The sequence below is a fragment of the Arthrobacter sulfonylureivorans genome (assembly GCF_047607445.1).
Classification (GTDB): domain Bacteria; phylum Actinomycetota; class Actinomycetes; order Actinomycetales; family Micrococcaceae; genus Crystallibacter; species Crystallibacter sulfonylureivorans_A.
Window position 1 is genome coordinate 75,525 of sequence record NZ_JBLKRT010000009.1, and the last position, 24,418, is coordinate 99,942.

Annotated in this window: 20 protein-coding genes; 10 read left to right on the forward strand and 10 right to left on the reverse strand. The window is 67.4% G+C overall.

Going from position 1 to position 24,418, the window contains the following annotated elements:
* Position 1: 1 nt before the first annotated feature.
* Positions 2-748, reverse strand: a complete 747-nt coding sequence (locus ACMX2H_RS06300; protein WP_414959688.1) for a Crp/Fnr family transcriptional regulator — start codon at positions 746-748, stop codon at positions 2-4.
* A 133-nt stretch (positions 749-881) separates the two neighbouring features.
* Here ACMX2H_RS06300 and ACMX2H_RS06305 point away from each other — a divergent pair, with 133 nt between their 5' ends.
* The gene (locus ACMX2H_RS06305; RefSeq protein ID WP_414959689.1) at positions 882-1,271 is read left to right on the forward strand and encodes a VOC family protein; all 390 of its coding nucleotides are present in this window, start codon (positions 882-884) and stop codon (positions 1,269-1,271) included.
* Between the two features lie 33 nt (positions 1,272-1,304).
* Here the strand turns inward: ACMX2H_RS06305 and ACMX2H_RS06310 are convergent, their stop codons facing one another.
* From ACMX2H_RS06310 to ACMX2H_RS06335, 6 genes are all read right to left on the reverse strand, one after another.
* On the reverse strand, positions 1,305-2,894 hold the full coding sequence (locus tag ACMX2H_RS06310) for a DUF6297 family protein (RefSeq protein ID WP_414959690.1): 1,590 nt from the start codon (positions 2,892-2,894) through the stop codon (positions 1,305-1,307).
* Positions 2,891-3,589, reverse strand: a complete 699-nt coding sequence (locus tag ACMX2H_RS06315; protein WP_414959691.1) for an ABC transporter ATP-binding protein — start codon at positions 3,587-3,589, stop codon at positions 2,891-2,893. Before ACMX2H_RS06315 ends, ACMX2H_RS06310 begins: the two co-directional genes overlap by 4 nt.
* A gap of 135 nt (positions 3,590-3,724) precedes the next feature.
* Positions 3,725-4,483, reverse strand: a complete 759-nt coding sequence (locus tag ACMX2H_RS06320; protein WP_414959692.1) for an iron ABC transporter ATP-binding protein — start codon at positions 4,481-4,483, stop codon at positions 3,725-3,727.
* The gene (locus tag ACMX2H_RS06325; RefSeq protein ID WP_414959693.1) at positions 4,480-5,487 is read right to left on the reverse strand and encodes an iron chelate uptake ABC transporter family permease subunit; all 1,008 of its coding nucleotides are present in this window, start codon (positions 5,485-5,487) and stop codon (positions 4,480-4,482) included. Before ACMX2H_RS06325 ends, ACMX2H_RS06320 begins: the two co-directional genes overlap by 4 nt.
* The gene (locus ACMX2H_RS06330; protein ID WP_414959694.1) at positions 5,480-6,511 is read right to left on the reverse strand and encodes an ABC transporter permease; all 1,032 of its coding nucleotides are present in this window, start codon (positions 6,509-6,511) and stop codon (positions 5,480-5,482) included. The genes ACMX2H_RS06325 and ACMX2H_RS06330 overlap by 8 nt, the downstream gene beginning before the upstream one ends.
* Before the next feature lie 55 nt (positions 6,512-6,566).
* Positions 6,567-7,517: a siderophore ABC transporter substrate-binding protein gene (locus tag ACMX2H_RS06335; protein ID WP_414959695.1), complete on the reverse strand. Its 951-nt coding sequence runs from the start codon at positions 7,515-7,517 to the stop codon at positions 6,567-6,569.
* 343 nt (positions 7,518-7,860) lie between these two features.
* Between ACMX2H_RS06335 and groES the strand changes: the two genes are divergently transcribed.
* The 3 genes from groES to guaB all read left to right on the forward strand — a co-directional run bounded on the left by groES (position 7,861) and on the right by guaB (position 11,652).
* The gene (gene groES, locus ACMX2H_RS06340) at positions 7,861-8,157 is read left to right on the forward strand and encodes a co-chaperone GroES (protein ID WP_127511177.1); all 297 of its coding nucleotides are present in this window, start codon (positions 7,861-7,863) and stop codon (positions 8,155-8,157) included.
* Positions 8,158-8,292: 135 nt separating this feature from the next.
* Complete coding sequence (gene groL, locus ACMX2H_RS06345; protein WP_414959696.1) at positions 8,293-9,897, forward strand: chaperonin GroEL; 1,605 nt, start codon at positions 8,293-8,295, stop codon at positions 9,895-9,897.
* Between the two features lie 249 nt (positions 9,898-10,146).
* Positions 10,147-11,652: an IMP dehydrogenase gene (gene guaB, locus ACMX2H_RS06350; RefSeq protein ID WP_414959697.1), complete on the forward strand. Its 1,506-nt coding sequence runs from the start codon at positions 10,147-10,149 to the stop codon at positions 11,650-11,652.
* A gap of 55 nt (positions 11,653-11,707) precedes the next feature.
* Here guaB and ACMX2H_RS06355 read toward each other — a convergent pair whose 3' ends face one another.
* The gene (locus ACMX2H_RS06355; protein ID WP_414959698.1) at positions 11,708-12,541 is read right to left on the reverse strand and encodes a hypothetical protein; all 834 of its coding nucleotides are present in this window, start codon (positions 12,539-12,541) and stop codon (positions 11,708-11,710) included.
* Between the two features lie 396 nt (positions 12,542-12,937).
* Here ACMX2H_RS06355 and ACMX2H_RS06360 point away from each other — a divergent pair, with 396 nt between their 5' ends.
* The 6 genes from ACMX2H_RS06360 to ACMX2H_RS06385 all read left to right on the forward strand — a co-directional run bounded on the left by ACMX2H_RS06360 (position 12,938) and on the right by ACMX2H_RS06385 (position 23,226).
* Positions 12,938-14,077: a GuaB3 family IMP dehydrogenase-related protein gene (locus tag ACMX2H_RS06360; protein WP_414959699.1), complete on the forward strand. Its 1,140-nt coding sequence runs from the start codon at positions 12,938-12,940 to the stop codon at positions 14,075-14,077.
* A gap of 24 nt (positions 14,078-14,101) precedes the next feature.
* A complete protein-coding gene (locus ACMX2H_RS06365; protein ID WP_414959700.1) occupies positions 14,102-15,826 on the forward strand; it encodes a glycerol-3-phosphate dehydrogenase/oxidase in 1,725 nt (574 codons plus the stop codon).
* A gap of 71 nt (positions 15,827-15,897) precedes the next feature.
* Positions 15,898-16,791, forward strand: a complete 894-nt coding sequence (locus ACMX2H_RS06370; RefSeq protein WP_414959701.1) for an SURF1 family protein — start codon at positions 15,898-15,900, stop codon at positions 16,789-16,791.
* Between the two features lie 5 nt (positions 16,792-16,796).
* Positions 16,797-17,291 carry a DUF3817 domain-containing protein gene (locus ACMX2H_RS06375; protein WP_414959702.1) on the forward strand — a complete coding sequence of 165 codons (495 nt, stop codon included), beginning with the start codon at positions 16,797-16,799 and terminating at the stop codon, positions 17,289-17,291.
* A gap of 126 nt (positions 17,292-17,417) precedes the next feature.
* Positions 17,418-19,007, forward strand: coding sequence for a glutamine-hydrolyzing GMP synthase (gene guaA / locus ACMX2H_RS06380; RefSeq protein ID WP_414959703.1), 1,590 nt, complete (start codon positions 17,418-17,420; stop codon positions 19,005-19,007).
* Between the two features lie 118 nt (positions 19,008-19,125).
* Positions 19,126-23,226: a DUF4011 domain-containing protein gene (locus ACMX2H_RS06385; protein WP_414959704.1), complete on the forward strand. Its 4,101-nt coding sequence runs from the start codon at positions 19,126-19,128 to the stop codon at positions 23,224-23,226.
* A 45-nt stretch (positions 23,227-23,271) separates the two neighbouring features.
* On the opposite strand, the gene cpaB is transcribed toward ACMX2H_RS06385, so the two are convergent.
* Together cpaB and ACMX2H_RS06395 are read right to left on the reverse strand one after the other, a co-directional pair.
* Complete coding sequence (cpaB, locus tag ACMX2H_RS06390; RefSeq protein ID WP_414959705.1) at positions 23,272-23,943, reverse strand: Flp pilus assembly protein CpaB; 672 nt, start codon at positions 23,941-23,943, stop codon at positions 23,272-23,274.
* Between the two features lie 116 nt (positions 23,944-24,059).
* Entirely contained in the window at positions 24,060-24,374 is a 315-nt protein-coding gene (locus ACMX2H_RS06395) for an FmdB family zinc ribbon protein (protein WP_414959706.1), read from the reverse strand.
* Positions 24,375-24,418 lie beyond the last annotated feature (44 nt).

Sequence of the window (24,418 nt, forward strand, 5' to 3'; positions counted from 1 at the left end):
GTCAGGAACCTGGGTTCCAGATGGCCAGCTCCGCCAGCCTTCCCGTCTCAACAATCACTATCCGGTCCCGCTCGGTACGGACCACCCCGGCTTCGCGCAGGTCGCGCAGAATGCGCACCACCACTTCGCGGACCGAGCCGACTGCCTGCGCCAGTTCCTGCTGCGTGGTGCGTACGGCCAGCTCCGACCCGGCAGCTGGCATCGGCGGCACGGCCAGTTGGCCGACGTCGGCACCGGCGGCCAGGTCCAGTAGGTGCCGGGCGACCCGCTGCCGCACCGAGGTAAAGGCGCTGCCGGGAATCTCGGCCATAAACCCGAGCACGCGTTCGCTCAGTTCGCGCAGGAAGGCGTGGGCCACCGGCAGTTCGCGCGCCGCGGCGCCACGTACCCGCACGGGGGAGAGCCGCACCAGTTCGGTGTCGGTCAGCGCCACTCCGCTCACCGGCAGGGCGAAGTCCGGTGAGAACAGGGAAACCACCCCCATCAGCGACCCGCGGCGGCAGTAGCGAACCGTGATGGTTCGCCCGTCCGGGGCCGTGGCATAGAACTTCAGCAGCCCGGAGACCATCAGCTCCAGATGGGGGTCTGCATCGCCTTCACGGTGGGTGACAGTGCCGGCCGGCACCCGGACCAGGGTGCTGCCGGTCAAGAGGTCGCCCAGCAGCGGCTCGGGCAGGCTGCCAAGTGGCGAGGCGGCAATTGCCTGCAGTGCCGAGACGTCCGCGGTCCACGCCGGGTCTTGTCCCATGTCGGCCTCCGTCAATACCCGCGGCCGGACCTGCGGCGGGTCCTGGTTCCATGCTAGCGGCGCGGAGCCCTGTTCTGACCGGTGCCGCTGTGCCAGTCTGGAAGTGCCCGCCCGCGAAGCGAAGGAGACCATCATGGACAGCGCCGGGTTTACTCCCAACCATGCTTTCAGCGGCTTCAGCGTCAATGACATCGCCGCCGCCAAACAGTTTTATGGCGGTACCTTGGGCCTCAAGGTCGCCGATGGACCCATGGGGATCCTCGAGCTCCATCTGCCCGGCGGCGCCCGGGTGATCATGTATCCGAAGCCGGACCACGAACCGGCAACGTTCACGGTCTTGAATTTCGCCGTCGACGACGTCGAAACCGCGGTGGACCAACTCAACGGCCGTGGCGTGCAGACCAAGATCTACAACAATCCGGACCTGCCCACCGACGACAAGGGCATCATGCGCGGCAACGGCCCTGACATCGCCTGGTTCAAGGACCCTGCCGGCAACATCCTCTCGGTGCTTAAGGAATGACGGCGCGGCTCGTCGGCAGTCGGGGCCCGGGGACTACTCCGCGCGCGTTCCCCACCACAGGCAGTAGGCGCTGGAGCCCGCTTGGACCAGCAGCAGCCACCACGGTACGACGCCTGATATCACAGCGATCAGGGCGGGCAATAAGGCGAGCACCGCGAAGTCCGGACCTCGGATGAAACTGGCCTCGACGCCCGCGGGCATAAGCAGGTTGGAAGTGCTGCCGCCGGGGCGGGTCCAGTCGGGCCGCGGCTGAAACGCGGCCCGACTGGCCGCACCGGCCAAACCGAGTCCGGCCAGGATTCCGAGCACGGCCAACGCCGGGCCACCCGCGCCCATCACTGCCAGCAACCCGAAGGACACCAGACCCCAAACCGCCAGACAAACGGCGGGAAGTACAGCATGGGCGCGCCGTGCCTGGACGGGAGCCAAGGGCAGAAGGCTTTCAAGGACCGGTCTGGCAGCGTGCGCACGGGCAACGAAGGCGCAGCCGGAGGCGGCCGCCCAGCCACAGCCCAGCAGGAAGCCAACCATGACGATGGAGCTGCCGACACCGGCGATGCAGCCAACGGCAGCCGGAGCCAGCGCCATCACGCCCACATGACGAACCTTGCCGGGGGAGCGGAGAAAGGCGACGACGTCGGCGCGTACCAGCACGGCCGAGGGCGAGGACGGTGGGGCAAGGCTGAGACGGAACCGGCGGCGCACCCTGCGATGACCCAGTGCCCGCTCCAGCTCACGGAAGTCGCCGAAATACAGCGCGCCGGCGGCGTGGCCGGAGACACCGCCGCTGGCGGTCAGCTCGGCGGTCGAAAGCGACCGGAGCAGGAAATAACCGCAGCAGCCGCCAACCAGGACCAGGACGGCTGCGGCCCACAGCGGCCAGATGCTGCCGTGGACCACCAGCAGCGGCCAACCGGAAGGCAACAACAGCAAAGCTTGCCCGGGAAACGACGCAAGACCTCCGGACAGCAGCGGCAGGAGCAGGACCACTAGGCCAACGGCACTGGCTATCCCGGCAACCCGGGCTGCCGTCGGCTTCCCGGCCAGAGCCTGCGCAAGCGCTGCGGCCAGGTAGAGCGCCGCGCCGACGGCCGCCGCCGCGGCGCTGCCCAGCAGCACCGAGGCCGCCCCGTGCGCAGGCCCCGCCAACGCCGCCAGCGGGACGAAAACAAGACCGGCCACCAAGGCTGTTCGGAGCATCCGGCCGGCTGCCGGCCGGGCCAGTGCCCTCCGCCGGTTTATCGGCAGGCCCAGCCACCAATACGCCTGGGCAGCGGTGGCCGAGACCGGGCCCAGACGCAACAGCAGCAGGAAGCCGCCGGAAGCGGCCAGCAGCAGGACGGCCGCGATAGCCGTCTGCGCCGGAACCTGGGCGAACCTGTCGGAGATCACGCTTCGCGTCAGCACCGATCCGGCGTTGACCAAGAGTTCTTCCCGAATGCCGTACAGCAGGGCCCCGGCGTAGGAAAGCAGCACGACTGCGCCCAAAAGTGTCTGGTACACGTCCGCAAAGATGCTCCACCGACTCTCCAGCGGATGCCGTGCTGCCGCAGCCCGGGAAAAGGACATCGGATTGAAGCGCACGGCCCCGGCTGTACCAGCGGCGGAAGGAAGCTGGCTCACCCGGAAATCAACTCGGCCGCGCGTTCCGGCGCAACGAAAGCTACGTCGTCGCCATCCAACACCGCGCAGCGGTCGGCTGTGGCGGCCAGCAGCAGCGGATCATGCGTTGCCAGCAGGATCGCCGCCCCGGCGCCGGCACACCCGACGATCCGCTCGGCCAAGCGGCGGCGCATCGTCTGATCCAGCCGCTGCTCCGGTTCATCCAGCACCAGCAGCGTGAACGGGCGGATGAAGGCGGAAGCCAGCAGGAGCCGGCGCTTCTGCCCGGAGGAGAGGGAATGCGGGAAGTCCTCGGCATGGCTGTCCAAGCCAAAAAATCCAACTTCACGGCTGACGGCCGCAGACGGGTCATCCAGTCCGTGCCCGAGGGCGATCAGCAGCAGGTGCTCACTGACCGTCAACGCCGGGAAGAAGGCATCGTCGTCGAAAACCGTGGCGACGCTGCGGCGGTAATGCAGCGATCGTTCGTCCGCGGGCACTCCGTCAAGTTTGATGCTGCCGGCCACCGGTTCTTGACGGCCGCTCAGCGTCCTCAGCATGGTCGACTTGCCGGCTCCGTTGGCGCCGGCCAAGGCCAGCACCTGCCCCGGATTCAGGTCAGCGCTGAACTGGCCGCACACCGCGGATCCGTCGTAGCCGGCCATAACCGATTCAGCCTGCAGCCGCGGAAGTTGTTCCTGAGACCTGGAGGTCACTGAGTCGCCGTCCCTTTCGCTGCCGGGTCCTTGTGCTCAAACCCTATAGGGCAGCATGAAGGATGGCCCAGAGCGGGCTCGCAAGTTGCCGGCGGTTTGCTGCGAACGAACGCCTACAGTGCCGGAAACAGCCGTTCAGGCGAAGTAGACGCCGATCCGGTTGCCGTCGATTTCCTCGATCCGAATGTCGATCTCGTAGACATCGCGAAGGACTTCAGGATGCATGATCTGCGCCGGGGAGCCCTGATGGATCAGCCGGCCGGAGCGCATGGCGATGATGGAGTCGGAGTAGCAGGAGGCGAAGTTGATGTCATGGATGACCAGCACCACCGTCTTGCCCAGCTCGTCGGTCAGCCGGCGCAGCAGCCGCATCATTTCCACCGAGTGCTTCATGTCCAGGTTGTTCAGCGGCTCGTCCAGCAGCAGGTAGTCGGTGTCCTGCGCCAGGACCATGGCAATGAAAGCGCGCTGGCGCTGGCCGCCGGAGAGCTCGTCCACGAACTTGTCCGCCATCGAGGTCAGGTCCAGATACTCCAGGGCCTGGTCGATGTGCGCCTTGTCGGTGGCGGTCGGCCGGCCCTGGTTGTGCGGGAAGCGGCCGAAACCGACCAGGTCGCGGACGGTCAGGCGGACGGTCAGCTGGTTGTCCTGGCGAAGGATGGCCATTTTGCGGGCCAGTTCCTTGCCCGCGGTGTTGCTGACGTCCAGTCCGTCGATGGTGACGGCTCCGGCATCCATCGGCAGCAGCCGGGAGACCATGGACAGCAGCGTGGACTTGCCGGCCCCATTGGGCCCGATGATCGAGGTGATCCCGCCGTCCTTGATGTAGCAGCTGACATCGTCCACTACCGTCTGCGTGCCGTAGGTCTTGGAGACGCCGGAGACGTGGATCATTTGACGGAGCCTTTCAACAGCAGGGCGATAAACAGGAGGCCGCCCGCGAATTCGATGACAATGCTCAGCGCGGTGTCGAAGCTGAACACCTGCTCGAGCACCAGCTGGCCGCCGAGCAGCGCGATTGCGCCCAGCAGCACGGCGATGGGCAGCACGTAAACATGGCGGAAATGCGAGCAAATCAGATAGGCCAGGCTGGCCACCAGCAGGCCAAAGAACGTAATCGGACCGACCAGCGCGGTGGAGACGGCCACCAGGACGGCGCACACCATCAAGACCGTGGTCACGGCCCGCCGGTGGTTCACGCCCAGGTTCAGAGCAGTGTCCCGTCCCAGCGCCAGCACATCCAGCTCCCGGCGCATCCGCCAGACCGGGACGCTGGCGGCGGCAACTGCCAGCGCCGAGACGGCCAGCAGCAAGCCGTCCACGTTATTGAAGCTGGCGAAGAACAGGTCTTGCAGGATGATGAATTCGCTCGGGTCGATCAGCCGCTGCAGCAGCGAGGAGATGCCGCGGAACATCGTGCCGAACACGATGCCCACCAGCAGCATCAGGTGCAGGCTCTTGCCGCCGCCGGTGAACAGCCAGCGGTAGAGCAGGAAGGAGAAGGCGACCATCAGCGAAACTTCGATCACGAAGCGAGCCGGTGCGCCCATGCTCAGCAGCGCCTGGCCGCCGATGGCGAAGGTCAGCCCGGTCTGGATCAGCATGTAGAGGGCATCGAAACCCATGATCGACGGCGTCAGGATCCGGTTGGCGGTCACCGTCTGGAACAGCACCGTGGACACACCCACGGCGTACGCCACCAGCAGCATCGACCCGATCTTGATCGCCCGCCGGGGCAGGATGTAGCCCAGGTTGCCACGCAGGTCGATGGTCATGAACACGGCAACCAGTACCGCGGTGAGGAGTCCCAGCAGGATGATCCAGGTCCGTGGCCGGACGGTCTTGACGGTGCGGCGCTTGTGCTGCGTCAGGGCGGCGGGCAGAACCGTGTCAGCCATTTTTGCGGGTCCTCAGCAGCAGGTACAGGAAAATGGCGCTGCCGACGGCGGAGACAATGACGCCCACGGGGATTTCGTAGGGGAACCGGATGGTGCGGCCGATGATGTCGCAGAGCAGCACGAAGCCGGCGCCGAACACGGCCACCCAAGGGACCGCGCGGCGGACGCTGTCGCCGAACACCAGTGAAACCAGGTTGGGCACCACCAGGCCCAGGAAGGGAATGGCACCGATGTTGACCACCACCACGGCGCTGATCAGCGAAACGATCACCAGTCCCAGGGTCATCACCCGGCCGTAGTTCAGGCCCAGGTTGGTGGAGAATTCCTGGCCCATGCCGGCCATGGTGAACCGGTCCGCGCATAGATAACCGACCACAGCAAGGACCGCGACGATCCAGAGCAGCTCGTAGCGGCCGCGCAGCACACCGGAGAAGTCGCCGATCATCCAGCTGTTCAGCGACTGCAGCAGGTCGTACCGGTAGGCAAAGAAGGTGGTGACAGCCGCGATCACGCCGCCCAGCATGATGCCCACCAGCGGCACGATCAGCGTGTTGCGCAGCGGGATCCGCCGCAAGACCAGCAGGAACAACCCGGTTCCGGCCGCCGCGAACACGGTTGCCACCGACATCTTGGCCAGCAGCGATGCGCCGGGGATGGCCACCGTGACTACCAGGATGCCCAGCGAGGCCGACTCCACGGTGCCCACGGTGGACGGCTCCACGAATTTGTTCCGCGCCATGAGCTGCATGATCAATCCGGCAATGCCCAGTGCCGCACCGGCCAGGATGACGGACAGGGTCCGCGGCAGCCGGCTGATCCAGAAGATGTCCCAGGCGGTCTGGTCACCGGAGAGCAGCGCCGGCAGGGAGACATCGCTGACCCCCACGAACATGCTGGCACAGGCCAACACAACGACGGCGGTGCCCGCCCAGGCGAGCTGCGCACCGGTTCCCCGGGGACGCGAACGCCGGGCTGGGGCGGCAACCGGAGCCGGAGCTGGGGTGGAAATCGTGGAGGAAGCCATAGGTCGGGCCACCGCGCAGGCCGCCGGCTTCGCAAGCCGGCGGCCGGACGGGGGGCTACTTCGTGATGGCTGCCTGGACGGCGCTGATCATGGCGTCAGTGTTGTTCAGGCCGTAGCCCACCAGGTACCAGGAGGCTGAATCCAGGTAGGTGATGCTGTCGTTCTTGGCGGCCTTGGTGCCGTTGACCAGGTCGTTGTCCAGAACCGCCGAGGCTGCCTCGCCACCGGATTCCCCGATAGCCGAGTCGCGGTCGATGACGAACAGGTGGTCCGGGTTGGTCTTGGCGATGAATTCGTGCGAGATCGCTTCGCCGTGCGGGCCTTCGGACTTCACGTCGGCGGCGGGCTGCACACCCAGGACATCATGCACGATGCCGAAGCGGGATCCGGCGCCGTAGGCGGTCATTTCGCCGCCGCTGGTCATCAGCACAAGGCCGGTGCCGGCGTCGGCAGCTGCGGCCTTGGTGTCCTCGATCTTGGTGTCGAGGGCGGCGAGCTTGTCGTCGACTTCGGCTTCCTTGTCGAAGATCTGGCCGAGGGTCGTGGAGACTTCCTTGAAGCTGTCGACCGGTGCGGCGGCGTCGACGCTCAGGTCGATGGTCGGGGCGATCTTGCTCAGCTCGCCGTAGGATTCAGCGGTACGGCCGGAGATGATGATCAAATCCGGGGCGCCCTCGCTGATCGCCTCGAAGTCGGGTTCCTTCATGGAACCGATCTTGGTGTAGCTATCGTCGCCGTACTGTGCCAGCGACTTCGGGTACACGGCCTCCGGCACGCCGTCCACCTCGACCCCCAAAGCCGTGAGGCTGTCCAGCGCGCCCAGATCGAAGGTGTAGACGGTCTCCGGGTTTACCGGCACCTCGGTGGTCCCCGAGGCATGCTCAATGCTGATCGTCTCTGCACCGGCGTCTGCTGCGGCATCGGTCTGCTGACCGCACGCGCTCATAGCGAGCATGGAAACAGCTGCGGTCATGACCAGCAGGCCGGACTTCAGGGGGTTTTTCACTGACACTCCATTGTTCGTCAAGCCGGATCCGAGGAGGCTCCGGCATTAGGCAACATAAACGTTTGCTATTTGCGCGCACTGTGAAAACTATCGGGTTAGGTAAGCCTTACGCAACTTCGTTGCCGGCTAAAACTGTCTCGCGACGTCATGTGCGGGGCGGCAGGAGACCTGACCCGCCGCCTGTTGGCACTCGCCTTGACCGAGTGCTAACCCGTCTCATAGAGTCACTGTTAGCACTCTCCCTGTGCGGGTGCTAATACAAGGAACCGCCTGCCGGCACCGCGACGACGGCAGACATCTCCTTGGCCCACCTATTCGTAGCTCATGAAAAGGAGAGAGCCGAGTGTCGGTCTCCATTAAGCCTCTTGAGGATCGTATTGTTGTCCAGCCGCTCGAAGCAGAGCAGACCACGGCCTCCGGCCTCGTTATCCCGGACACCGCCAAGGAAAAGCCGCAGGAAGGCAAAGTTGTCGCGATTGGCCCCGGCCGCGTCGATGACAATGGCAACCGGGTTCCCGTCGACGTAGCCGAGGGTGACGTTGTCATCTACTCGAAGTACGGCGGAACCGAGGTCAAGGTCGGCGGCGAAGAGTACCTGGTGCTCTCTGCCCGCGACGTGCTGGCCATCGTCACCAAGTAAGTCCACCAGCTTCAGTCCGGCGGCCCGGGGCGCGCGCAGTCGACGCCCGCGGCCGGAACCACGGACAACCGAAATGCCCCGGCTGCCGCTGTATTGCAGCGCAACCGGGGCATTTCGCGTGAAAGGAACAAATTCATGGCAAAGCAGTTGGAGTTCAACGACGCGGCCCGCAAGGCGCTGGAAGCCGGCGTCGACAAGCTCGCCAATACCGTCAAGGTCACCCTCGGTCCGCGCGGCCGCAACGTGGTCTTGGACAAGAAGTGGGGCGCCCCCACCATCACCAACGACGGCGTGACCATCGCCCGCGAAGTGGAGCTCGACGATCCGTACGAGAACCTCGGCGCGCAGTTGGCCAAGGAAGTCGCCACCAAGACCAACGATGTCGCCGGCGACGGCACCACTACCGCTACCGTGCTGGCCCAGGCCCTGGTCAAGGAAGGCCTGCGCAACGTGGCCGCCGGCGCCGCACCGGGTGCCCTCAAGCGTGGCATCGAGGTGTCGGTCGAGGCCGTCGCCGCACGCCTGCTGGAGAACGCCCGCGAGGTTGAGGACAAGGTGGCCGAGGTCGCCACCATCTCCGCCCAGAGCCCCGAGGTCGGCCAGCTGTTGGCTGAAGCCTTCGACAAGGTGGGCAAGGACGGCGTCATCACCATCGAAGAAGCCTCCAGCATGGACACCGAACTGGTGCTCACTGAAGGCATGCAGTTCGACAAGGGCCTGCTGTCGCAGTACTTCGTCACCGACCAGGAGCGTCAGGAGGCCGTCCTCGAAGACGCGCTCATCCTGATCTCGCAGGGCAAGATCTCCACGGTGCAGGAGTTCCTGCCGCTCTTGGAGAAGGTGCTGCAGGCCAACAAGCCGCTGTTCATCATCGCCGAAGACGTCGACGGCGAAGCCCTGTCCACCCTGGTGGTCAACAAGATCCGCGGCACGCTCAACGTCGCCGCGGTGAAGGCGCCCGGCTTCGGCGACCGCCGCAAGGCCATGCTGCAGGACATCGCGGTGCTCACCGGCGCCCAGGTGGTCTCCGCCGACCTCGGTCTGAAGCTGGACCAGGTGGGCCTTGAGGTGCTGGGTACCGCCCGCCGGATCACCGTCACCAAGGACAACACCACCATCGTGGACGGCGCCGGCTCCGACGCCGATGTGGCGGACCGTGTGGCCCAGCTGCAGGCAGAGGTGCTGCGCACCGATTCCGATTGGGACCGCGAGAAGCTGCAGGAACGCCTGGCCAAGCTGGCCGGCGGCATCGGCGTGATCAAGGTCGGTGCTGCCACCGAGGTCGAAATGAAGGAGAAGAAGCACCGGATCGAGGATGCAGTGTCCTCCACCCGCGCTGCTTTGGAAGAAGGCATCGTGGCCGGCGGCGGTTCCGCCCTGGTGCACGCTGCCCAGGCTCTGGACACCGACCCGAACGTGCTGGCCCTTGAAGGCGATGCCGCCACCGCCGTCGGGCTGGTTCGCCGCGCGTTGGTCCAGCCGCTGCGCTGGATCGCCGAAAACGCCGGTCACGAGGGCATGGTCGTTGTCTCCAAGGTGGGCGAGCAGGACGTCAACAACGGCTTCAACGCCGCCACCGGCGAGTACGAGGACCTGTTCGCCGCCGGCATCATCGACCCGGTGAAGGTGACCCGTTCGGCGCTGCGCAATGCAGCCTCGATCGCAGCCCTGGTGCTGACCACCGAAACCCTGGTGGTGGAGAAGCCGGCCGACGAGGACGAGCACAACCACCAGCACTAACCGCCGGTAGGGTCGCCGCGCGCGGAGATCCACGGTAGCAACAGCGCAGAGGGGATCAGGCCAGGCCTGGTCCCCTCTCTGCTGTCCGGATCAGGGCCCGGGAGCTCCGCCCGCCGTTACCTCCACCACATCCACAGCGGGCAGAAATACCCGGCGCGTCGGAAACGTTTAGGATGTAACCAACCTCAGGAGCCGGTCTTCTGGATCGTGCCCGGAGGCCGCAACCGGTATCGCTCGAAAGGCCCTGCAGTGTCCGAAGAATTCAATCCGTTCGCTTTCGAGGGTCTGACCTACGACGACGTTCTCCTGTTGCCCGGCCCCACGGATGTCATTCCGTCCGAGGCCGACACCAGCTCACGCCTGACCCGTCGAATTACCGTGCAGACCCCGCTGCTCTCCGCGGCCATGGACACCGTGACCGAATCCCGGATGGCTATCGCCATGGCACGCCAGGGTGGACTCGGCGTGATCCACCGCAATCTCTCCATCACCGACCAGGCCGAGCACGTAGACCGGGTCAAGCGCAGCGAGTCCGGCATGATCACCAATCCGGTGACCATCGCACCGGACGCCACGCTCGCCGAACTGGACGAGCTCTGCTTCAACTACCGCGTTTCCGGCCTGCCGGTGGTGGACTCCGAGGGCAAGCTGCTGGGCATCTGCACCAACCGCGACACCCGGTTTGTGCCCCGCGCCGATTACCCGACCACCAAGGTGCACGAGGTGATGACCTCGATGCCGCTGATCACCGGCAAGGTGGGCATCAGCCGCGCCGACGTGATCGAACTGCTGGGCAAGAACCGGATCGAAAAGCTGCCGCTGGTGGACGACGCCGGCATTCTGCAGGGCCTGATCACGGTCAAGGACTTCGACAAGGCGGAGCAGTACCCGCTGGCCACCAAGGACGACGACGGCCGGTTGCGCGTCGGTGCCGCCGTCGGCTTCTTCGGTGACGGCTACGAGCGTGCGATGACCATGATCGAGGCCGGCGTGGACGTGCTCGTGGTGGACACCGCCAACGGCCACAGCCAGGGCGTGCTGGACATGATCGCCCGGCTCAAGAAGGATCCGGCCGCGGCCCACGTGGACGTGATCGGCGGCCAGGCGGCCACCCGCGAGGGTGCGCAGGCATTGGTCGACGCCGGCGCCGACGCCATCAAGGTGGGCGTCGGCCCCGGCTCCATCTGCACCACCCGTGTGGTGGCCGGGGTGGGCGTCCCGCAGATCACGGCGATCTACGAATCGGCCAAGGCGGCCATCCCGGCAGGCATTCCGGTGATTGCCGACGGCGGCCTGCAGCACTCCGGCGACATCGGCAAGGCCCTCGTCGCCGGTGCGGACACCGTGATGCTCGGCTCGTTGCTGGCCGGCGCCGCCGAGTCCCCGGGCGATCTGGTGTTCGTCAACGGCAAGCAGTTCAAGGCGTACCGCGGCATGGGCTCGCTGGGTGCCATGCAGACCCGCGGCAAGAACACGTCCTTCTCCAAGGACCGCTACTTCCAGGCCGACGTGCCGGACGACGAGAAGCTGATCCCCGAAGGCATCGAAGGCCAGGTTCCGTACCGCGGCCCGCTCTCAGCCGTCGCGCACCAGCTGGTGGGCGGCTTGCGCCAGACCATGTTCTACACCGGCGCCCGCACTGTTGCCGAGCTCAAGGCCAAGGGCAAGTTCGTCCGGATTACGGCGGCCGGCCTGAAGGAATCCCATCCGCACGACATCATGATGACCGTGGAAGCACCGAACTACAAGCGGTAGTCCCACAGCTCGCGACGGCGCCGTTCCCCGGACCAGGGGAGCGGCGCCGTCGTTGTTAAGGAGCGGCGGGCGGCGGCATCGGGGGAGCGACGGCGGGCTGCGACCAGCCGCGGGTATGGATGGGACAGCGCATCGGGGCGTGGACACGGGCGTTCCCGCGGCCGCCGACCGCGAGGCGGCTGAGCCAGCGGAGCCGACGTCGGAAGATCAGAAGCGCGATGACCAGCAGGGCCGCCGTGTCGGGCCAGCGCGGCGCCGGCCAGTTATCCGGGGCGGGCGGATACGCCCCGTCGGACAGCCCGGCGGCTCGTTCGAAGTGGTTGCGGGAGGAGGGGAACAGCGCTCCGTCGATGATGTAGGCCGCCGGGAAGGCGAACGGGCCGGCCAGCACGTTGCCGACGGCCCACTGGTCGATGTGCCGGGATTCGTGTTTGGCGAGATTCGCCTCCTCGGCCCGGCTCTGGGACATGTTCGGGCCGTAGCGGACGTACTGGCCCTCGTCGCCGATGCCATACCCGTAGACGCTCAAGGGGCCCCACGGGGCTACCGGCGGCATCCACGCAACAAACACGTCGCCGAGCATTGTTCCGCCACCGCTGGTTCGCGGCGGAGGCCAGAACTTGACCCACAGCGACGGCCCGGAGCACGTGTCCATCGCCAGGCTGCGCCCGGTCAGGACTCCGACGCCGCTGATCGGGGCGACCAAAATATTGCGGGCGATGCGCCAGGGGGCCGGAGGCGAAACCTGCAGATACGGTTCAGGCTTGATCCGCCCGTCGGCAGTGATGTGGCTGTGGCAGACGATAGGCGGGGAGAACGAATCCACGGCGCGGGCTGCGGCTCCCGCAACGAGCAGGGCCGCCACCACGTAGACAGCGATGCCGCGCATCCGCTGATGCAAGGCGCAGACGGTACAGGACGCGGCTCTCCGCACGCGGCGCGACCGAAGGAAGGGCAGCGACCAGACCAGTCCGGCGATGCCAAAACACAGGGTGGACGCCACGCCGCCTGCGAACGGCCGCGAACGCTTTACGGACCGCCGGATTCTTCCTTCCATGACTGCCCACTTCCCGCTCCGGCTTCCTGCGGCGGGCAGCCGGCAACCGTGAAGGGAGCGGGCCTCCGGTGCGCGTGCCTGCCGTGCGGCAGGTCGAGCGTACCGCCTGCGTGGGGGTGACGCCAGCAGTCGGAGGAGGGGCGGCCGGCAGCCAGCGCAGCAGTCGGCGACGGCCCCTTCCCTGCCCGTCATCGGTGAAGCGTTCCAGCAGTGGGATAACCTAGAGCCGTGACTTACGAGATTGAAATTGGCCGTGGCAAGCGTGGGCGCCGAGCCTACTCCCTCGATGACGTGGCGATCGTCCCGTCGCGCCGGACGCGCGATCCGAAGGACGTCTCCGTCAGCTGGCAGATCGACGCGTACAAGTTCGACGCGCCGGTGATCGCGGCACCGATGGACTCGGTGATGTCACCGGCCACCGCCATTGCACTGGGCAAGCTCGGCGGCCTCGGCGTGCTCAATCTCGAAGGCTTGTGGACCCGGTACGAGGATCCGCTGCCGGTGCTGGAGGAAATCGATGCCCTGGGCACGGAGAGTTTCAACCCGGCCGCCACCAAGCGGATGCAGGAGCTCTACTCGGCGCCGGTCCAGCCGGAACTGATTACCTCCCGCCTGGCCGAGATCCGCGAAGCCGGCGTCACCGTGGCCGGCTCGCTGACCCCGCAGCGCACCCAAGAGTACTACAAGACGGTACTGGCCGCCGGCGTGGACATCTTCGTGATCCGCGGCACCACCGTCTCCGCAGAGCACGTGTCCAAGACGCAGGAGCCGCTGAACCTGAAGCAGTTCATCTACGAGCTGGACGTGCCGGTGATCGTCGGCGGCGCCGCCGGCTACACCCCGGCCCTGCACCTGATGCGTACCGGTGCCGCCGGCGTGCTGGTGGGCTTCGGCGGGGGAGCGACCACCACCACCCGCCGCGCGCTGGGCATCCACGCCCCGATGGCGTCGGCGATCTCCGATGTGGCCGCCGCGCGGCGGGACTACATGGATGAGTCCGGCGGCCGCTATGTGCATGTGATCGCCGACGGCGGACTGGGCTTCAGCGGCGACATCGTCAAGGCCATCGCCATGGGCGCCGACGCCGTCATGCTCGGTTCCGCGCTGGCCCGGGCCGAAGAAGCCCCCGGCCGCGGCTGGCACTGGGGCCAGGAAGCCCACCACGACGAGCTGCCGCGCGGAGACCGGGTGAACGTGGGCACCGTGGGCCCGCTGGAACAGGTGCTGCACGGGCCGTCGAACCACACAAACGGTACGTCCAACCTGGTCGGAGCACTGCGCCGGTCGATGGCCACCACCGGGTATTCGGACCTGAAGGAGTTCCAGCGCTGCGAAGTGGTGCTGGCACCGATCCAGCCCGGCGACTGACCCCGACCCAGGAAGGCTGAGCCCATGACCGACGGTGCACTGAGTCCCGCAAGCCGCGAGCAGTCGCTCGCCGCCTTGCGCGGCACCGTCGAGCGCGGCGCCGAACTGGACGTGCTGATCGTCGGTGGCGGTGTAGTAGGTGCCGGCGCGGCACTGGACGCGGTGACCCGCGGGCTGGACGTGGGCATCGTGGAGGCGCGGGACTGGGCCTCGGGAACGTCGTCGCGCTCTTCCAAATTGATCCACGGCGGGCTGCGGTACCTGGAGATGCTGGACTTCGCCTTGGTGCGGGAGGCGCTGCAGGAGCGCGGGCTGTTGCTGGAGCGCATTGCGCCGCACTTGGTCCGGCCGGTGCCGTTCCTGTATCCGCTGACCAAACGGTTCGTGGAGCGGCCCTATGTCGGCGCCGGTGTGGCCCTGTACGACGCCCTGGCGGTGGCCTCCGGGCGCGGCCGCGGAGTGCCCTTCCACAAACATTTGTCCCGGCGCGGGACCCACCGGGCGGCCCCCAGCCTGAAGAAGGACGCCATGGTGGGGTCCATCCGCTACTACGATGCGCAGGTGGACGACGCCCGGCTGGTGGTGAACCTGGTCCGCACGGCCGCAGCGTTCGGAGCGCACGCGGTCAACCGGTTGGCTGTCATCGACTTCTTGCGTGAGGGCGAGCGCGTGGTCGGTGCCCGGGTCCGCAACCAAGAAGACGGCAGCGAATTCAATATCCGTGCCAAGCAGGTGGTCAATGCCACCGGTGTGTGGACGGACGAAACCCAGGCGATGGTGACCGAGCGCGGCCAGCTGAGCGTGCGCGCGTCCAAGGGAATCCATCTGGTGGTGCCGCGGGACCGTTTCCAGTCCACCGTGGGGCTGATCCTGCGCACCGAAAAATCCGTGCTGTTCGTGATTCCCTGGGGCCGGCACTGGATCATCGGCACGACGGACACCGACTGGGACCTGGACAAGGCCCATCCCGCGGCCTCGTCCCGGGACATCGACTACCTGCTCGACCACGTCAACCAGGTGCTGCAGCGCCCGCTCACCCGGGAAGACGTCGAAGGCGTCTACGCCGGGCTCCGGCCGCTGCTGGCCGGTGAAAACGATTCCACCGCCAAGCTCTCCCGCGAACATGTGGTGGCGCACCCGGTTCCCGGCCTGGTGGTGGTGGCCGGCGGCAAGTACACCACCTACCGGGTGATGGCCAGGGACGCCGTGGACGAAGCCGCGCGGGCGCTGGACGAGCGGGTGCCGCCCAGCTGCACGGACACCATCCCGCTGCTCGGCGCGTCCGGTTTCAAGGCCGCGTGGAACAAACGCAGCCGCACCGCGGACCGGACCGGCATCCACGTGGCCCGGGTGGAGCACCTGCTCAACCGCTTCGGATCGATGGCCGGGGACGTGCTGGACATCATCACCGAGCGGCCCGAGCTGGCCGAACCGCTGCCGGGTGCCGACGACTACCTGGCGGCCGAGGTGGTTTATGCGACCACGCACGAGGGAGCCCGGCATATCCACGACGTCCTCACCCGCCGGACCCGGATCTCCATCGAGGCCTGGGACCGCGGCGTCTCGGCCGCACCGGTGGTCGCCCAGCTGATGGCGCCGATCCTGGGCTGGAGCGAGGAGCAAGTGGAACGCGAAGTGAAGCATTATCTGGCCCGGGTGGAGGCAGAACGGCTCAGCCAGGAGCAGCCCGACGACGTCTCCGCAGACAGCGCCCGGATGGGCGTTGACGACATCGTTCCGCTGGCCTGAGGGAGGCGGAACCGCCAGGCGGAACGCGGCGCGGATTCGTTTTCTACAAGCATGCGAAGTACCTTTAAAGGGTGCTCAAGACTGCCCTGAAACCCCGCTGGATAGCGGCTCTGGTGCTTGCGCTGGCGCTATCCACGGTGTTTGTGCTGTTGAGCCAGTGGCAGTTTTCCGCGTCCCAAAGTGAACCGCCGCCGCCCCCGGGCGAGACGGAAACCGTCAAGCCGCTGACCGATGTCTTCGAGCCCGGCATCCCGATGATGGCCACCACGGCGGACCAAATGGTCAGCGTGGACGGCAGCTTCGTCCCCGGCGCCCAGGTGCTGGTCCAAAACCGGCTGCAGGACGGTGACAACGGCCTCTGGGTGGTGGACGCCTTCGCCGTGGACGGCGTCAAGCAGCTCGGCGAAGACGTGGTCATCCCCGTGGTGCGCGGCTGGATCAAGGATCCGGCGGATGCCGTTCCGGCCCCGGACGGCGAGGCCACCCTCGTCGGCCGGCTGCTGCCCACCGAGGCGCCGCTCTCCGGAGCCCGGCCGGCCGGGCAGGTTGCCTCCCTCTCGGTGGCCGAGCTGATCAACCGCTGGGACGTGCCGAGCTACTCCGGCTTCGTGGTCGGTACCGGTTTGACCGTTGCCGGCAAGGATCTGGGCACGGCGACCGACGGCACTGCCATGCAGCCGGTGGTGGTCGGACCGCAGCCGCAGGAAACGCCGGTCAACTGGATGAACGTCTTCTATGCGGTCGAATGGGTGGTCTTCGCCGGCTTCGCCATTTTCCTCTGGTGGCGGCTGGTGGCCGACGACTACCGCCGCGATCTGGAGGACGCCGAAGACGCGGCCGCAGAAGCCCGCTCCGCTGCTGAATCCGAACGCGGCGGCGCGGCCGGCCCGGCCGTACCGCATTCCGGTGACCTGGACGGCGCCGACCAGACCAAACCCAGCAACACACCCCACGCAACGAGGTAGTCCACGTGACAGACAACGCTCCAGACCGTTCCGCCGCGCCGACCCAGCGCCCCGCCAAGCGCCGCTTCGCCGGAACGCACACGCAGATCCGCTCCGCCCTGACGTTCTACAAGATCACCTCCTACATCACCGGCATCATGCTGCTGCTGCTCTGCGCGGAGATGGTGCTGCGCTACGGCTTCAACTTGTTCCTCTTCGCCGGCGCAACCAACACGCTGACCGGGGAGACCTTCGCGCTCGGCCTGGCGCAGGCCGAACCGTCGGTGATCGAAGGCATGAACCTTTCCATCGCGGTGCTGGTGGCGCACGGCTGGCTGTATGTGCTCTACCTGATTGCCGACTTCCGGCTTTGGTCGCTGATGCGCTGGCCGTTCACCAAGTTCGTGCTGATTGCCCTGGGCGGCGTGATCCCGTTCCTGTCCTTCATCATGGAGCGCAAGGTGCACCGCGAGGTGGAAGAAGAACTGACCGCCCACCCTGAAGCCGCCAAGCGCTACTGACCAAACCAGCCACCGGCCCCAGGGGAGCAGCACGACGGCGGTGCGCACCGCCGTCGTGCCTTAACTCACGCTGGGAAGCCCGACGTCAAAGTGCGTGGCCCCCGGCACGGCGACTATCCTGTAGGGGTGACTACTCCTCCCCCCGCCACTACGGACCACCGGCCTGTCCTCGTTGTTGACTACGGGGCCCAGTACGCGCAGCTGATCGCCCGCCGCGTACGCGAAGCCAACGTGTACTCCGAAATCGTTCCGCACACCTTCACCACTGAACAGCTGATGGCCAAGAACCCGGTGGCCATCATCCTCTCCGGCGGCCCGTCCAGCGTGTACGCCGAGGGCGCGCCCCGGGTCGGCGCCGACCTGTTCGAGACCGGCGTCCCGGTGTTCGGCATCTGCTACGGCTTCCAGGCCATGGCGAATGCTTTGGGCGGCACGGTGGCGAAGACCGGCCTGCGCGAATACGGCGCCACTGACGCCACCATAGTGGGGGAGGGACGTTCCATCCTGGCCGGCATCCCGGCCTCGCAGAACACCTGGATGAGCCACGGCGACTCGGTGCAGCAGGCACCCGAAGGCTTCGACGTGCTGGCCAGCACGGCTGGCGCACCGGTAGCGGCCTTCGCGAACGAGGAAAAGAAGCTCTACGGCGTGCAGTGGCACCCGGAAGTCAAGCACTCTGCGCACGGCCAGCAGGTACTGGAGAACTTCCTGTTCCGCGGCGCCGGCCTGGAGCCCAACTGGACCACCGGCAACATCGTGGAAGAGCAGGTGGAGCGCATCCGTGCCCAGATCGGCGATTCCCGCGTGATCTGCGGGTTGTCCGGCGGGGTGGACTCCGCCGTCGCCGCGGCCTTGGTGCAGCGCGCCGTCGGCGACCAGCTGACCTGTGTCTTTGTTGACCACGGGCTGCTGCGCGAGGGCGAAGCCGAGCAGGTGGAGCGCGACTTCGTCGCCGCCACAGGCGTGAAACTGTACGTGGCCAACGAGCAGCAGCGCTTCCTGTCTGCGCTGGCCGGAGTCACCGATCCGGAGACCAAGCGCAAGATCATCGGCCGCGAGTTCATCCGCGCCTTCGAAGCAGCCGAGAAGGCCGTGCTGGCCGAGGCCGCCGCCGAAGGCGAGTCGGTGAAGTTCCTTGTGCAGGGAACGTTGTACCCGGACGTGGTCGAGTCCGGCGGCGGCGAGGGCGCCGCCAATATCAAGAGCCACCACAACGTGGGCGGTCTGCCCGAGGACCTGCAGTTCGAACTGGTCGAGCCGCTGCGCACGCTGTTCAAGGACGAAGTCCGGGCCGTCGGCGCGCAGCTGGGCCTGCCGGCCGAGATCGTCGGCCGCCAGCCGTTCCCCGGCCCGGGTCTGGGTATCCGGATCATCGGCGAAGTCACGCAGGAACGCCTGGACCTGCTGCGCAAGGCCGACGCGATTGCCCGGGCGGAGCTGACCGCTGCCGGCCTGGACCAGGAAGTCTGGCAGATGCCGGTGGTTCTGCTGGCGGACGTGCGCAGCGTGGGCGTGCAGGGCGACGGCCGCACCTATGGCCATCCGATTGTGCTCCGTCCGGTCTCCTCCGAAGACGCGATGACCGCCGACTGGTCGCGCCTCCCGTACGACCTGCTGGCCAGGATCTCCAACCGGATCACCAACGAAGTGGACGGGGTCAACCGCGTGGTGCTCGATGTGACGAGCAAGCCGCCGGGAACCATCGAGTGGGAGTAGCCACAACGGGCAACCGCTGCCTACCCGCCGCGCAGCCGCGGGTACACTGCACAGCAAATTCGCTGAGGCAGTGTTGCGGTCGCCCGTTTGGCGTTTAAAGTCCGATACCTTGATTGACATGCCGTTGTGGTCGAGGCAAGTTGCCGAGAGTGAAGTGAAGGGGGCAGCCGTGTCGCTGGCCAGCGTAGCCGAGGCTGCTGAAGACGTTGTGGCATCGTGGCTGGAGAACCTGGGCGATGTGGCCGGGTCCGACACCTTGCTGCGGTTTGCCCCGACGTCGTCGAACAGCATCGACCTGACGCATGCCCACCCGTCCGGCCTGGCCCAGTTGCTGGCCGGTCGCCGCACCCGGCTCTCCACCCTGTTGCGCGATCCGAACCAATACGCGGCTGCGATGCGCACCGCCCGCAGCTTGCGGGCCAAGATCCTGGAGCTGGGATCCGAACGCGGCATCGACGTCGGATATCTCGCCGCGGGGACAGCGTCCTGGCGGGTGCCGGAGGTCGGCCGGTCCGAGGCACTCAATGCCCCGGTGATGCTGACGCCCATCGCCCTGACCGTGCGTCCCAGCCAGGACGACTTCGAGCTGCAGTTGGCCGACCGAGCCCGGCTGAACCCTGCCCTCGTCCGCCATTTGTCCGCCGAGCAGGGGATCGGTATCGACGCCGAGGCGACCGCCAGGTTGGCCTACGGCACGGCCCGCCTGGATCCGCACCCGGTGCTGGAACGGCTGCGCCTGCTCACCGCCGACGTGCGGAACATGACCATCGAACACCATTTCCTGGTCTCCACGTTCGCCGATCTGGAAGCCGTGACCGATCCGGTCCTGATCGATGCCGGACACCCGGTGATCCAGGCCCTGGCCGAAGCAGGCGCCGGATCCGCGGAAGCGCAACCCGCCGCTCACGGTCTGGGCGCGGTGCCGGTGCCGGAGGTGGACCTGCCGCCGATCGATGAACGCGATCCGCAGGACGAGTTCCTGCTGCTGGACGCCGACGCGGCGCAGCAGCAGGTGCTGGATTTGGTCCAGGCCGGTCACTCGCTGGTGGTTTCGACGCCGCCGGGGACCGGGCAGACCCAGACCGCACTCAACGCCGCGGCGGCGCTCGCGTACGAAGGCAAGAGTGTGCTGGTGGTCGCGGAGCGGCGCGGCACGCTGAACGAATTCGCGCAGCTGCTGGACACCGTGGATCTGGGGTCGCTGGCGCTGCAGCTGAGCGCAGACCTGACGCCCGACCAGCTGCGCCAGACGCTGATCCGCGCGATCAGCCGCAGCGAAAAGGCGCAGGAGCCGCAGCTGGGTAAGCTGCACGCCACGCTCACCGACCACCGGCACAAGCTGCTGGACCATGTGAAGTCGCTGCACAATGTGCGCACCCGCTGGCGCTGCTCGCCCTACCAGGCGATGCAGTCGCTCGCAAAGCTCACCTCGCTGGATCCGGCACCGGCGACCACCGTCCGGTTGAAGCGGTCGGTGCTGGACAGCATCACCGACCGGGCCGAACTCGCGGCCCGGCTGGTCCGCGCGGCCGAACTGGGCAGCTTCAGCAAATCCGCCACCACCAGCCCGTGGTTCGGCGCCAAGCTGCTCAACCGCAAGGAAACAGAGGACGCCCACCAGCTGGCCTCCGACCTGGCCAAAGATGTCCCGCAGCTGCGCACGCGCATGCACAAGGTGGCCGAGCATTCGCAGATCGCCCTCGCCGGGACCTTCCGCGAGTGGGGCGAGCAACTGCAGCTGCTGGTGGAGGTGCGCGGGAGCCTGGACAAATTCACCCCGGACATCTTCGACCGGCCGGTCACCGACCTGATCTCGGCAACCGCGCCGAGCTCCTGGCGGCGGGACCGTGGGATCGAAATGAGCTCGATGACCCGCTCCCGGCTGCGCAAGGTCGCCAAGGAATACATCCGCCCCGGCGTGCACATCTCGGACCTGCATGAGTCCCTTTTCGAGGTGCAGCAGCAGCGGACCAAGTGGGCCGACTACGCCACGTCGCAGCGCCATCCGGCGGTTCCGTCCGGCCTGGCCGACCTGAACAGCTTTTACCGGGACGTGGCCGCAAGGCTGCAGAAGCTGGCCGCCCTGCTGGCCCCGGTGCCGGAAGACGACCGTGCGCTGGCGGCGATGCCCGACGGCGAGCTCCAGGAACAGCTGGATGCGCTGGCCGCGGACAAGGAAACACTGATCAACCTGCCCGAACGGACGCTGCTGCTGGAGCAGATGCGCGAACACGGGCTGGGCGAGCTGCTGGACGACTTGGCCGAACGCCAAGTCGGTGCCGAGCAGGTTGGTGCTGAACTGGACCTTGCCTGGTGGCAGTCGGCGCTGGAAGCGATGATCAGCGGCGACGACTACCTGGCCATGTCGGACGGCGACAACCTTCGCAAGCTCGAAGCCGTCTACCGGCTCGCCGACAACGCGCACATCGCCTCCGGGCCCGGCCGGCTGCGCTGGGAACTGGCACAGAACTGGAAGCATTCGCTCAAGAGCAAGCCCAAGGCCGCGCACCGGTTGCGCGACCTGCTCAAGTCCGGCGAACCGACGCTGGCCGCGCTGGGACAGCAGTCGGAATCGCTGGTGTCGGCGCTGCTGCCGATCTGGACCGCCTCCCCGCTGGTGCTGCCCCTGCTGCTGCCCGAAGGCAAGCACTTCGACGCCGTGATCGTCCTCGACGCCGAGGTCACCAGCCTGCCCTCGGCTCTTGCCGCGATCTCCCGGGGGCACCAGGTGGTGGCCTTCGGCGACGGCGAGCTGGGTCGCGCTGCGCCCTTCGAAGTCAATGTGGACCGCCGCGATGATCCGGTCACCGGCGAGGGCCCGAAGCCTCTGACCAGCTGCTTCCACGCGCTGTCTGAGGTGCTGCCGGTGGTGCGCCTGACTACCGCGTACCGTGCTGTGGACCTGGACCTGACTCGTGCGTTGAGCGACAAGTTCTACGGGGGATCGCTGTCCCGGCTGCCCGCTGCGAGCTCCATCCGCGGCGGTGGCCTGGAAGTCGAATACCTGCCGGACGGCACCGGCATGCCCGGCGCCGGACACGAAGGTGTGGAGAGCGTTCCGGCTGAACTGAACCGCGTGGTGGACCTGGTCTTCGAGCACATCAGCCTGCGGCCGTCCCGGTCGCTGGCGGTGGTGACGGCCAGTGCCCGGCATGCGGCCCGGGTCGCTGAGGCCATCCGGCTGCAGCTGCCCAACCACCCCTCGGCCACGAGTTTCTTCCAACGCCGTCAGGAGCCCTTCCGGGTGGTTCCCGTGGAACGCGCCTCCGGACTGGTCCGGGATGATGTGATCTTCTCGCTGGGCTTCGGCCGGACGCCGCACGGCCGCGCAGTGCACGACTTCGGGCCGCTCTCGGCGGCCGGGGGACGGGCACTCTTCGCAACCGCGGTGACCCGTTCCCGGCATTCGCTGCACGTCCTCAGCTGCTTCCGCCCGGAGGATCTGGACCCGGAGCGGCTGCGACATGGAGCGGTCGATTTCCATGACCTGTTGGACCGTCACCTCGGCGACGGGCGTTTCCGCGCGTCCGAACTCTCGCCCGGGATCGACGACCCGCTGGTCGCGGACCTGGTGGAGCGTGTCCGCAGCCGCGGCGCACGCGTCTGGGACCACTATTACGGACTCATCGATATTGTGGCCAGCACGGGCACGGTACAGTATTCGCCGGATGTTGAACCGACGCTTCCGGTGGCTTTGGAATCGGACGGCACCCCTGCCTACCGGGAATTGACCGTCCGGGAACGCAGCCGGCTGCGCCCGCAGCAGTTGGAACGGCTCGGCTGGCGGCCACTGACTTTGTGGACCATCGAGGTGTTCACTGATCCGGAGAAATGCGCGGACCTGATCGGAGGCTACTTGGGACTGCAGAAGCCGGAAGAGCCGGTCAACAGGAACGGCCGTTCGGCCGCCGCTTCGGGACAGCCGGAGCACGCGGCAGGAAAGCCGGAGCACGCGGCGGTAAAGCCCGAACATGCGGCCGAGCATGCTGGACAGGCACCGTCCGCGTCCGGAACGGATGCTGCGGCAGAGGCTGAAACGGAGGCTGCGGCCGAGGCACAGGAGGCCGGCCAGGACGGCTTGCGGCCCCGCCGCGCCAAGCGCAGCCAGTCCCCGGCGCTCCCCACCAAGGCAGCCGAAGACGACCCCCGCGCCTGGGGCGACCAGGACGAGGACCGGGACGCCTGGCTGCGCGAGCAGCGTCCTCCGCACTGGGGCTAAGCCGGGAAACCGGTGCCTGAGGAACCGGCGGCCCGGCCCGGGCTGTCAACCGACGAGCACCAGGAAAATGTTGCCCCGGCTCGAAGCACCAGCCAGGTTGGTGGCGTCGGACGGTGCCGCAGCCACTACCACCAGCCCGTCAGGCTCCTGGGAGCCGAGCAGCGTCGGTGAGGCACCGCCGTCGTCGGCTTTCCAGAGCACCGGGACGGCGCGTGCCAAGACCGTCGATCCCGCGGGCTCATCGAATCCGTTGCCGCTGCTGAGGACGATGTGCACCAGTTGGCCGGGGGAGACCAACTGGACGGTGGAGGGGTCTGCGGGACGAACCGGCACGGCCACCGTTCCTTGGGGCGCTCCCGACAACAGGCCAGGCCCGACGATGGAGGTGTCGAAAACCGGCGAACCCGCCCGCAGGGCGGTGGCCAGGCGCTGGCCGACCAGCGGCCGGGTGCTGGCCGCGCTGCCGGCCGGAACGGCACCTTCCGGCAGCTGGGCCAGGGCGAGGTCTGCCGCGGACAACACGGTGCCGGCCGGAAGATCCGCCGCGGCGACCACCACGGCGTCGGTAGGCGGCGGCGCGGGGGTGAAGTGATGAACCACCAGGGCGGCAGCGGCGCAGAGCAGCAGGGCGGCCATCAGCCGGTAGTGCCGGCGGAGGATCCTCCGTGGCATTAGGGCAAGGCGGGCGGTGCGGCTGGGTGCTGCGTCGTGGGGCATGCAGCCACGCTACGACCAGCGTCCCGTGCAAAGCAGCAGGCAGGGCAGCGCTGTGGACACAGCGCTGCCGCTGTAGAGGTGTGTAGGAAAAGCGGCGGTCGCCCGTCCGCGGCTGCTTAGCTGGCGGCTGCGGCAGGCGCCGGAGCCGAGGCAGCGGCGGGCTTGGCCGGTTCTGCGGCAGCGGCCGGCTTGGCGGCTTCCGTACCACCGTTTGAACCGGAGGAGGCCGCAGGAAGGGAGCTGGCCTTGGAGGTGTCGCGGGAGTCCGTGCGGTAGAAGCCCGAGCCCTTGAAGACGACGCCCACGCTGTTGAACTTCTTGCGCAGGTTGCCGCCGCATTCGGGGCAGACGGTCAGCGAATCATCGCTAAAGGACTGCTGGATATCGAAGGCGTGGGAGCAGTCTTTGCAGGCGTAGGCGTACGTGGGCACTGTGGTTCCTCCTGAAAACTCGGCCTGGAGCAGAACGGTGCCTG

Bases quoted from the DNA above. Each gene is read 5' to 3' on its own strand.
- ACMX2H_RS06300 (WP_414959688.1), bottom strand. From the start codon at position 748: ATGGGACAAGACCCGGCGTGGACCGCGGACGTCTCGGCACTGCAGGCA.
- ACMX2H_RS06305 (WP_414959689.1), top strand. From the start codon at position 882: ATGGACAGCGCCGGGTTTACTCCCAACCATGCTTTCAGCGGCTTCAGC.
- ACMX2H_RS06320 (WP_414959692.1), bottom strand. From the start codon at position 4,483: ATGATCCACGTCTCCGGCGTCTCCAAGACCTACGGCACGCAGACGGTA.
- ACMX2H_RS06325 (WP_414959693.1), bottom strand. From the start codon at position 5,487: ATGGCTGACACGGTTCTGCCCGCCGCCCTGACGCAGCACAAGCGCCGC.
- ACMX2H_RS06330 (WP_414959694.1), bottom strand. From the start codon at position 6,511: ATGGCTTCCTCCACGATTTCCACCCCAGCTCCGGCTCCGGTTGCCGCC.
- groL (WP_414959696.1), top strand. From the start codon at position 8,293: ATGGCAAAGCAGTTGGAGTTCAACGACGCGGCCCGCAAGGCGCTGGAA.
- ACMX2H_RS06355 (WP_414959698.1), bottom strand. From the start codon at position 12,541: ATGCGCGGCATCGCTGTCTACGTGGTGGCGGCCCTGCTCGTTGCGGGA.
- ACMX2H_RS06365 (WP_414959700.1), top strand. From the start codon at position 14,102: ATGACCGACGGTGCACTGAGTCCCGCAAGCCGCGAGCAGTCGCTCGCC.
- ACMX2H_RS06385 (WP_414959704.1), top strand. From the start codon at position 19,126: ATGCCGTTGTGGTCGAGGCAAGTTGCCGAGAGTGAAGTGAAGGGGGCA.
- cpaB (WP_414959705.1), bottom strand. From the start codon at position 23,943: ATGCCCCACGACGCAGCACCCAGCCGCACCGCCCGCCTTGCCCTAATG.